The sequence below is a fragment of the Priestia sp. LL-8 genome, assembly GCF_036227845.1.
GTDB lineage: Bacteria > Bacillota > Bacilli > Bacillales > Bacillaceae_H > Priestia > Priestia zanthoxyli.
The window spans coordinates 5,050,329-5,060,316 of the sequence record NZ_JAZAQH010000001.1; the positions used below are offsets into that span (position 1 = coordinate 5,050,329).

10 protein-coding genes are annotated in these 9,988 nt (G+C 37.7%); all 10 read right to left on the reverse strand.

Features of this window, described 5'->3' with window-relative positions; genetic code table 11:
• Positions 1-21 precede the first annotated feature (21 nt).
• Positions 22-891, reverse strand: coding sequence for a ParB/RepB/Spo0J family partition protein (locus tag U9R83_RS26355; protein ID WP_014457674.1), 870 nt, complete (start codon positions 889-891; stop codon positions 22-24).
• The gene (locus U9R83_RS26360; protein WP_028409764.1) at positions 863-1,645 is read right to left on the reverse strand and encodes a ParA family protein; all 783 of its coding nucleotides are present in this window, start codon (positions 1,643-1,645) and stop codon (positions 863-865) included. Before U9R83_RS26360 ends, U9R83_RS26355 begins: the two co-directional genes overlap by 29 nt.
• 117 nt (positions 1,646-1,762) lie before the next feature.
• On the reverse strand, positions 1,763-2,638 hold the full coding sequence (noc, locus tag U9R83_RS26365) for a nucleoid occlusion protein (protein ID WP_013059923.1): 876 nt from the start codon (positions 2,636-2,638) through the stop codon (positions 1,763-1,765).
• 135 nt (positions 2,639-2,773) lie between these two features.
• Complete coding sequence (gene rsmG / locus U9R83_RS26370; protein WP_014457672.1) at positions 2,774-3,490, reverse strand: 16S rRNA (guanine(527)-N(7))-methyltransferase RsmG; 717 nt, start codon at positions 3,488-3,490, stop codon at positions 2,774-2,776.
• A gap of 30 nt (positions 3,491-3,520) precedes the next feature.
• Positions 3,521-5,410: a tRNA uridine-5-carboxymethylaminomethyl(34) synthesis enzyme MnmG gene (gene mnmG, locus U9R83_RS26375; RefSeq protein ID WP_243550110.1), complete on the reverse strand. Its 1,890-nt coding sequence runs from the start codon at positions 5,408-5,410 to the stop codon at positions 3,521-3,523.
• 22 nt (positions 5,411-5,432) lie between these two features.
• Entirely contained in the window at positions 5,433-6,821 is a 1,389-nt protein-coding gene (gene mnmE / locus U9R83_RS26380; protein WP_014457670.1) for a tRNA uridine-5-carboxymethylaminomethyl(34) synthesis GTPase MnmE, read from the reverse strand.
• A gap of 308 nt (positions 6,822-7,129) precedes the next feature.
• Positions 7,130-7,759 (reverse strand): RNA-binding cell elongation regulator Jag/EloR, encoded by a 630-nt coding sequence (jag, locus tag U9R83_RS26385; protein ID WP_014457669.1) that lies wholly within the window; start codon positions 7,757-7,759, stop codon positions 7,130-7,132.
• On the reverse strand, positions 7,756-8,520 hold the full coding sequence (gene spoIIIJ / locus U9R83_RS26390; protein ID WP_014457668.1) for a YidC family membrane integrase SpoIIIJ: 765 nt from the start codon (positions 8,518-8,520) through the stop codon (positions 7,756-7,758). The genes jag and spoIIIJ overlap by 4 nt, the downstream gene beginning before the upstream one ends.
• Positions 8,521-8,635: 115 nt before the next feature.
• Positions 8,636-8,989, reverse strand: a complete 354-nt coding sequence (gene rnpA / locus U9R83_RS26395) for a ribonuclease P protein component (RefSeq protein WP_013059929.1) — start codon at positions 8,987-8,989, stop codon at positions 8,636-8,638.
• Positions 8,990-9,099: 110 nt separating this feature from the next.
• Positions 9,100-9,234 (reverse strand): 50S ribosomal protein L34, encoded by a 135-nt coding sequence (gene rpmH / locus U9R83_RS26400; protein ID WP_013059930.1) that lies wholly within the window; start codon positions 9,232-9,234, stop codon positions 9,100-9,102.
• Positions 9,235-9,988 lie beyond the last annotated feature (754 nt).

The window sequence follows — 9,988 nt, forward strand, 5'->3', positions numbered from 1 at the left end:
CTAAAACTAGGACAACCTTTTTTATACAGAAGATTTGTTAGTCTGAGAAAGATCGTTAAATAATTCAAGAAGACGGTTCAAATCTTCTTTAGAGAAAAATTCGATTTCAATTTTTCCTTTTTTCTTGCTTTGTGTAATGTGAACGGAGGTACCAAAACGCTCACGAAGCTGTGTTTCACTTTGTTTTATAAATAAGTCTTTATCTTTTTTAGTTTTTGATGTTTCACGTGGAACGGATTTATTTAAGTGGGCAATATAAGCCTCTAGCTGTCTGACATTTAATTGTTCCTTACGTATTTTTTCAACGACTTTAGGTAGAAGCGCTTTATTTTTTAAACCGACTAGCGTACGCCCATGGCCCATAGACAATTCATTAGTAGAAATGAGGGTTTGAATTTCCTCAGGCAGTTGCAAGAGGCGAACATAGTTAGCAATATGAGGTCGACTTTTTCCCAGTCGTGTAGCAAGTTGCTCCTGTGTCATATCGAGCTTATCCATAAGCAATTGATAAGCGGTTGCTTCTTCAATTGGCGTCAAATCTTCACGCTGTAAATTCTCTAACAAAGCTAGTTCCATCATTTGCTTTTCTGAAAAGTCTTTTATAATGACAGGAACAGTAGCAAGGTCGGCTTCTTTAGCAGCTCTAAATCGTCTTTCACCCGCTAAGATTTCATAGCCTTTAATGCTTTTGCGAGCTACAATAGGCTGTAAGATGCCATGATGTAAAATGGATTGCTTTAACTCATTAATTGCTTCTTTATTAAACGTTTTACGTGGTTGATAGGGGTTGGGTCTGAGTTCGTGAATAGCAACTTCCTGAATCGAATCATCAGCCTGTGCATCTAAGCCTGAAAATAAGGCATTAATTCCTTTCCCTAATCCTTTCGCCATTATAAATCACTTCCTTTGCAAGTTCCGTATAAACTGCGGCCCCTCTAGATCTTGCATCATATAAGATAATTGGTTCACCATGACTAGGTGCTTCACTCAAACGAACATTTCGAGGAATAATCGTTTGATAAACGCGATCTTGAAAGTACTTCTTCACTTCTGCTGTTACCTGCAGTCCTAAATTCGTCCGTGCGTCAAGCATAGTCAGCAATACACCTTCGATACGCAGTTGATTATTCAAATGTTTTTGGACTAATCTAACGGTATTTAGCAATTGACTTAACCCTTCAAGCGCATAATATTCACACTGTACAGGTATTAAAACAGAATCAGCTGCCGTTAACGCATTTAGTGTCAGTAAACCAAGAGAAGGGGGACAATCAATAATAACATAATCAAAGTGATCTTTCACCGTTTCTAAAGCTCTCTTAAGTCGAACTTCACGTGAAATAGTCGACACTAATTCAATTTCTGCACCAGCTAATTGAATGGTCGCGGGAATGATTGATAAATTTTCGACGGCTGTTGAACGAACAACGTTCTTAGCTTCCATATCTTCCACGATTACATTATAAATACATTCATCTACATCTGCTTTATCTATGCCAACTCCACTCGTAGCGTTACCCTGGGGATCTCCGTCTACAAGTAGAACCTTTTTTCCTTGTTCAGCTAAACAAGCTCCTAAATTAACAGCGGTTGTTGTTTTTCCAACTCCGCCTTTTTGATTCGCAACTGCCACAATTTTCCCCATGTTGTCACCTACTTTCATTTCCATCCCATTTGTCCAGACAGTTTAATTGTTCATTGAATTTTCTGACGAAAAACTTTGATAAAAAAGCCTCATCAAAAAAAGATGAGGGCTATTTCTTTATTTTTTCGGAATCTTAATAGTAAACTGAAAATATTCATCAAACTCTTCTTCTTCCGTGTTTAATGAAATACCGCTGTCACTAACCATTGTCAAGGATTGACGAATTGTATTCATTGCGATACGCGTATCTTTACTAAACGCTTTTCTTTTTGCTTTTGGCTTTTTAACCTGCGTTTCTAACAATTTAACTACTCGATCTTCCGTTTGTTTTACATTTAATTGTTTTTCAATAATCTCAGCTAATACTTGAAGTTGTTTTTCTTGATTTTTGAGGGGAATGAGCGCTCTTGCATGTCGCTCTGTAATCAATTTTTGTTTGATTGCTTCTTGTATTTCAACAGGAAGCTTTAACAAACGAAGCTTGTTTGCAATTGTGGATTGGCCTTTTCCTAAACGTTGAGCTAATGCCTCTTGGGTAAGATTATGTAACTCAATTAACTTTGCGTAGGCTAGTGCTTCTTCGACAGCCGTTAGCTCTTCACGTTGTAAGTTTTCTATTAAAGCCACAGAGGCCGTTTCTGTATCGTTAAAATGTTTCACAATTGCAGGAACCGTATCCCACCCTAAGCTTTGTACAGCTCTCCACCGGCGTTCTCCAGCAATTAATTCGTATTCTTCGCCCTCAGTCGGTCGAACCACAATAGGTTGAATAATACCGTGTGTATGAATAGTAAGAGCTAGCTCTTCAATTTTTGCTTCATTAAACACAGTACGCGGCTGATAACGATTCGGAATAATACTTGAAACCCTAATTTGTTTTACTTCATCTCTTAAAACTTTTTCGACATTTTCATCTTGGACAGTTTCAATCTCTACATGAATATCCTCATCTTTTTCTTTTAAATTAAAAAAACGTGAAAAAGCAGATTTCATAGTCCCACACCACCTTCAGGAAAATCCCGCCTTAAACTAATTCGATGTTTTTTAATCATATCCTGCTTTCTAAACAGAAAATATAGAGAAGAAAATGTTTCATATGAAACATTTTCTTCTCTATCTATTTAATGCCTACTCTAGTGGAAGCTTAACTGGGGTACCAGGTTTTCTAGGATATTTTTTAGGCGTTTTCTTTATTTTGTCTATTAAAATAATGTAACGTTCACTTTGCTCCAAAGGCAATTGGAAATGTTCAATCGAATTCACTTTTCCACCTAATACTTGGAATGATTTTTCTCCATTTTTTAATTCCTCAGGGGCAGAAGCACCTTTCATTGCTAAAAAGCGTCCTTGTTCTTTAACAAGCGGTAAGCAAAATTCATTGAGAACCGAGATACGTGCCACGGCTCTTGCCGTTACAAGATCGAATGACTCGCGAATCGTTTCTTTTTTACCAAATGTTTCAGCTCGATCATGACATAGTGTGACATTGTCTAGTTCAAGCTCATTTACAAGATGCGTTAAAAACGTAATACGCTTTTGTAACGAATCAACGATTGTTACATGCAAATGCGGGAAGCAAATTTTGATCGGAATACTTGGAAATCCTGCTCCTGCACCTACATCACACATGGATTCAATTTCTGTAAAGTCTTGAAAAAAAGCAGCTGAAATAGAATCGTAAAAATGCTTTTCATACACTTCACCGTGATCAGTGATAGCAGTTAAATTCATTTTTTCGTTCCATTCCACTAAAACTTGATAATACTTTTCAAATTGATTCAGCTGTTTAGAAGAAAGAGAAATTCCCTTTTCTTCTAATAGCTGTTGAAACTGTTGAATATTCATTGAGTTTCCCTTTCTTCGCGCCTAAGAGTTTTAATCATTTGATACTTTAGCGATGCGCCCTTGTTCAATATAAACAAGCAAGATTGAAATATCAGCTGGGTTGACTCCCGAAATACGTGAAGCTTGCGCTACCGTTAGTGGACGCACTTGGTTTAATTTTTGACGTGCTTCTGTAGCTAAACCGTTAATTGCATCATAATCGATATAATCAGGAATCTTTTTGTTTTCTAACTTCTTCAAACGTTCAACTTGCTGAAGTGATTTCTGAATATATCCTTCGTATTTCACCTGGATTTCTACTTGTTCAGCTACTTCAGGATCTACCGTCTCATCAGCTGGTGCTAATTGATGAATATGAGTATATGTCATTTCAGGACGGCGAAGTAAATCTGTCGCACGAATGCCATCTTTTAATTCACTGCCGCCAGCTTCTTTAATCAGTTGTTGAACAGCTTCATTCGGCTTAATTATAAAGGAGAAAAGACGTTTCTTCTCTTGCTCGATTTCCGCTTTCTTTTGTTTAAATTTAGCATAGCGCTCATCGCTGATTAATCCTAGTTCACGACCAATTTCAGTAAGGCGTAAATCAGCGTTATCGTGACGAAGCAATAAACGATATTCTGCACGAGACGTTAGTAGACGATACGGTTCATTTGTTCCTTTTGTTACTAAATCATCCACCAATACACCGATGTAAGCATCAGAACGTCCTAAGATGACTTCTTCTTGTTCCAGCGCTCTTCTTCCCGCGTTAATTCCAGCAAGAAGACCTTGGCCTGCAGCTTCTTCATAACCAGATGTTCCGTTAATTTGTCCAGCCGTATAAAGATTTTTAATTTTCTTCGTTTCAAGCGTTGGCCATAACTGAGTCGGAACAATTGCATCATATTCAATAGCATAGCCCGCACGCATCATTTGGACTTTTTCAAGGCCCGGAATTGTCGCAAGCATTTGACGCTGTACGTGCTCAGGAAGACTTGTTGACAATCCTTGAACATATACTTCTTGCGTGTTTCGTCCTTCTGGCTCTAAGAAAATTTGGTGGCGCGGTTTATCATTAAAGCGCACAACCTTATCTTCAATAGATGGACAGTAGCGCGGTCCAGTACCTTTGATCATCCCAGAATACATAGGAGATAAGTGGAGGTTCTCGTCAATAATTTGATGAGTTTGTTCACTTGTATATGTTAACCAGCAAGGCAGTTGATCTGTAATGTACTGTGTTGTTTCGTATGAGAAAGCACGAGGTACATCATCCCCAGGCTGAATCTCTGTTTTGCTGTAATCAATAGTGGAGCTGTTAACACGCGGTGGAGTTCCGGTTTTAAAACGGACCATGTCCAGTCCTAACTCCTCTAAGTGTTCAGAAAGCTTAATAGCAGGTTGTTGATTGTTAGGACCGCTTGAATATTTTAGTTCACCTAAAATAATTTCCCCGCGTAAGAATGTTCCTGTCGTAATAACAACTGTTTTCGCTTTATACACAGCTCCTGTTTGAGTGACAACGCCCGTACATACGCCATCTTCTACAATTAACTGTTCTACCATGCCTTGCATAAGCGTTAGGTTTTCTTCATTTTCTAACGTTTTTTTCATTTCATGCTGATAAGCAAATTTATCTGCTTGAGCTCTAAGTGCTCGAACGGCTGGACCTTTTCCTGTGTTTAACATTCTCATTTGAATATGAGTTTTATCGATATTTCTACCCATTTCTCCGCCAAGAGCATCAATTTCACGTACTACAATACCTTTTGCAGGGCCGCCTACAGAAGGGTTGCACGGCATAAACGCCACCATGTCTAAGTTAATGGTCAGCGTTAACGTTTTAGCACCCATACGCGCAGAAGCAAGCGCCGCTTCACAGCCTGCATGACCTGCTCCAATGACAATAACATCATATTGTCCACCTTCATATTGCATAATAGTAGCCTCCTTTAATAATCTATTTTCCTAAACAGAATTGAGAGAACAACTGATCAATTAAGCTTTCGTGAACAGCATCACCAATAATTTCACCTAATAGTTCCCACGTTCTTGTTAAATCAATTTGAACGATATCGATTGGAACGCCACTCTCAATGCCTGTGATGGCCTCATCGATAGCCCCTCTTGCTTGCGTTAAAAGCGCAATATGTCTCGTATTAGACAAATACGTTAAATCTTGAGATTCAATTGTTCCTTCAAAGAAAAGAGCTGCGATTGCTTCCTCAAGCTGATCTACTCCTTGTTCTTGAAGGAGAGAAGTTGTCACTACTGGATGATTACCAGCAAATTGCTGCACTTCCTCTAGATTAATTTTTTGCTCAAGATCTGTTTTATTCACAATTACGATAACATCCATGCCTTTTACAGCTTCAAATAGTTTTTTATCTTCATCCGTTAGTTCTTCATGGAAATTCAGTACAAGCAAAATTAAATCTGCTTCTTTCAAATACTGACGGGAGCGTTCTACACCAATTCGTTCTACAATATCTTCTGTTTCACGAATTCCAGCTGTGTCAACTAATCGTAGAGGAACTCCTCGCACATTGACATACTCTTCGATTACATCTCGCGTCGTTCCAGGAATGTCTGTGACAATGGCCTTTGCATCTTGCACTAAACTATTTAGAAGAGAAGATTTCCCTACATTAGGACGTCCAATAATAACCGTGGCCAATCCTTCTCTTAAAATTTTCCCTTGATGAGAGGTTTGAAGAAGCTTATCAATTTCTTGGCGTACATTTGAAGCTTTTTCAATTAACACTTGGTGAGTCATTTCCTCTACATCGTCATATTCTGGGTAGTCAATGTTTACTTCTACATGGGCAAGTGTTTCGAGAATTTCTTGACGTAAATGACGTACTAGCTTGGACAAACGCCCTTCCATTTGGCCGATCGCCATATTCATCGCTTTATCTGTTTTGGCACGAATTAAATCCATTACAGCTTCTGCTTGTGATAAGTCTACTCGACCATTTAAAAATGCTCGTTTTGTAAACTCACCCGGCTCAGCTAAACGGGCACCATTGGCAATAACTAACTGCAGCACACGATTAACGGATACGATTCCGCCGTGACAGTTAATTTCAATAATGTCTTCTCTGGTAAATGTTTTGGGACCTTTCATAATGGAAAGCATTACTTCTTCAACGACTTGCTCCGTCTTGGGATCTACGATATGACCGTAGTGAATAGTATGAGAAGCTACTTCTGTTAATCGTTTATTCGAAACGCTTTTAAAGATACGATCTGCAATTGTAATTGCTTCTTCACCACTCAGGCGGACAATGGCAATAGCTCCTTCTCCCATTGGTGTAGAAATGGCCGCAATTGTATCAAAATCTAACACCAACTTCACCTCATTTCATTTTATAAACCTTTTATTTTAAACGACGTTATATACTATCATCGTTAACAATTTTACACGAACAAAAACATCTATTTTAAAGCCCATGATTTGTATGAACCAAATAAATAGAATACCACAATTCACTGATTTGGAACATCTCTAACGTTTCTTACGTTATACACAGTAAGAAAAACAGGCAGTATGTACTATTTTAACTTATCCACATGTGAATAACAACGTATGCATCTTGATTTTTTTGAACGCTTGGTTAATAAAAGTAAGCACATAAAAAAGCACTAGCTATTTTGCTAGTGCTTTTTGGCAACTGGCTGAACCAAAATACTTCTTTTGGGCTCTTTGCCAACAGATCTCGTCTCAACTAAAGAATTTTTAGCTAACGCTTGATGAATCATTTTTCTTTCATGAGAAGGCATTGGTTCTAGTTGAACAGACCGATTCGTTTTAATCGCCTGATTAGCTATTTTTAATGCCAATTTTTCGACCATTTCTTTTCGCTTTTCTCGGTAGCCTTCTGGATTCAATACAACATTTAAAAATTGCTGACTGTATCGATTAGCTACCAATTGTGTGAGAAGCTGGAGCGCATTTAGGGTTTGTCCATGTTTTCCAATCAACACCCCTGCTGAATCGCTACTAATCTCAATTATGCAGTTTCTCGAGGTTTTTTTGACGTTCGTATGAATCGAAATCCCCATTTCACGGCTAACATTTGTAATAAAATGAACCGCTTCCTCTACAGGGTCAACTATTTTTGTAACTTTTACAACTGCGGGTTTTCCCTTAAAGATTCCTAGGAATCCTTTTTTCCCTGGTTCAATTATTTCTACATTTGTTTGATTTCGCTCTACTTCTAAAGCATCTAATGCTTCTTGAACAGCAGCTTCAATCGTCTGGGCCGTAATTGTGATTTCGTTCATTTTTTAACCCCTTCAATATTCGCTTGTTTTAAGTCTGGCCCTTTAATGAAGTAGGTTTGAATAATCATAAATAGATTTCCCACTACCCAATAAAGAGATAAGGCGGCTGGAAAATTGATTGCAAAAACCACAATCATGATCGGCATAACCCAAAGCATCATAGCCATTTGAGGATTTTGATTTGCATTTCCGGCCATCATCATCTTTTGCTGAATAAACGTTGTGATTCCTGCGACAATTGGTAAGATAAATAGCGGATCACGCGCACCTAAATCAAACCATAAAAAGCTGTTGTTTGCGATTTCCGACGTTCGTGTAATCGCGTGGAAAATCCCAATAAGAATGGGCATTTGAATTAGAATTGGGAAGCACCCAGCTAAAGGATTTACTCCGTAAGTTTGGAATAATGCCATCGTTTCTTTCTGCAATTGCTGCTGCGTCTGGGCATCTTTTGAACTGTACTTCTCCTTTAACTTCTGCATTTCGGGCTGAAGCATCTGCATTGCTTTCGTGTTTCTCATCTGTTTAATCATAAGCGGCAAGATAAGTAAGCGAATCAGGATTGTGACAACGATGATCGCAACTCCATAGCTTTTAAATACCTCCGCCAGATACGTAATGACCAATGATAGCGGATACACAACATACTCATTCCAAAAACCTTTACTATCATCTGTAATAGGTTGGTTAATTTCCGTACAACCCGCCAAAACAGTTAATAGAAAGATAAGTGTTATCCCTAAAAACAACTTCTTCTTCACCTGTTTTTCCTCCTTCTACATGTTCACCTTTCAATTCTGAAAGTGCGTCAAAATCCATTATATAAGGATGCGGTAGAAAAACAACAGCTATTAAAGGCTTTTCTTCTATTGTTTATTAATCGTTTTGTCTATGTGTAAGTAATTTGCCACGCTTAAAGACATGCTGCAAGCTGCTTTTAATTTCTTCATAGCTCATCGTTGCAGCAGGCTGCCTTGCAATTACAATATAATCTTTGTCTTGCTTTAAATACGGTGTGAATTCAAACATAATTTGTTTAGCAAGGCGCTTAACTCGATTACGAGTCACGGCATTTCCAATCTTTTTGCCCACGGAGAATCCTACGCGGAAATGTTCTTGATCCGGTTTGTCTAGAACATACAAGACAAATTGGCGATTCGCTACGGACTTGCCCTTTTTAAAAACTGTTTGAAATTCATCATTCTTTTTTATACGATATCTTTTTTTCATTTTTAACAACTCCTGCCCTTTTTCAGGTCATGCTCTTATGTAGTCCCTACAGGAACAGAGGTGATTTTAGCCTTATAAAGCGAAAAAAGACCACTGGCGTCAGTGGTCTATTATGCTGATAATACTTTTCTTCCTTTACGACGACGACGAGCTAAAACTTTACGTCCATTCGCTGAGCTCATACGAGCGCGGAAACCGTGTACTTTACTGTGCTTACGTTTGTTTGGTTGGTAAGTTCTTTTCATCTATAAACACCTCCTCGAGGAATAACTGAAAAAGACAGTCCTTGCAATTATAATGAAAAGACTAAGAAGATGTCAATGTTATTTAAAAAATAAAATTTTCAATCTCTTGGTTTCATTATCTGTTTTACTCAATCTTCTTCATTCTAATATCTTTATAACCCAATTGTCTATACCTAATCAATAAAATTCATTGATTTATTAAAGAAAAAATTTTTCCTTTTCATCACTTTTTCTTTCTCTACCAGCTGCGATCACATCGTTACTGAACAAAACTACAACAATAAATGTTATAAAAAGCCTCTTTTTTATTCAAATTCTTCTCTTAAACCTTTGTGGATAAGTTTTTTCGACATTTTTCTACTTCTCCATTCCTTATCGACAACTCATGCACACTATCTTGTGTTGTGGAAAACTTTTCTCCACAAGGTGTAGTGATTGTGGATAAGTTTCGAAAATTCATTGCATCATGCCGAATTCTTTGATATTATATTTTTGTTTTCACTCTTAATTACTTTTCCACAGTTGGTTTTTATCCACAAACTGTGGACAACTTGTGGACATCATTTCCACTATCACTGTATAAAGTTATCCACACCATGTGGAATCTGTCGAATAGTCGACTTTCTTCTATAATATATATTTACCCACATAATAGCAATTGTATAAATATAAATTTTTTATGCATAAGGTTTTGTACAGGTTGTACAAGAGTTGTACAAAGCGCATGAAAGCTAGAAAAAGGAGGGATTGCTCG

Bases quoted from the DNA above. Each gene is read 5' to 3' on its own strand.
- mnmG (WP_243550110.1), bottom strand. From the start codon at position 5,410: ATGCAATATGAAGGTGGACAATATGATGTTATTGTCATTGGAGCAGGT.
- noc (WP_013059923.1), bottom strand. From the start codon at position 2,638: ATGAAATCTGCTTTTTCACGTTTTTTTAATTTAAAAGAAAAAGATGAG.
- U9R83_RS26355 (WP_014457674.1), bottom strand. From the start codon at position 891: ATGGCGAAAGGATTAGGGAAAGGAATTAATGCCTTATTTTCAGGCTTA.
- rpmH (WP_013059930.1), bottom strand. From the start codon at position 9,234: ATGAAAAGAACTTACCAACCAAACAAACGTAAGCACAGTAAAGTACAC.
- U9R83_RS26360 (WP_028409764.1), bottom strand. From the start codon at position 1,645: ATGGGGAAAATTGTGGCAGTTGCGAATCAAAAAGGCGGAGTTGGAAAA.
- jag (WP_014457669.1), bottom strand. From the start codon at position 7,759: ATGAACGAAATCACAATTACGGCCCAGACGATTGAAGCTGCTGTTCAA.
- rsmG (WP_014457672.1), bottom strand. From the start codon at position 3,490: ATGAATATTCAACAGTTTCAACAGCTATTAGAAGAAAAGGGAATTTCT.
- rnpA (WP_013059929.1), bottom strand. From the start codon at position 8,989: ATGAAAAAAAGATATCGTATAAAAAAGAATGATGAATTTCAAACAGTT.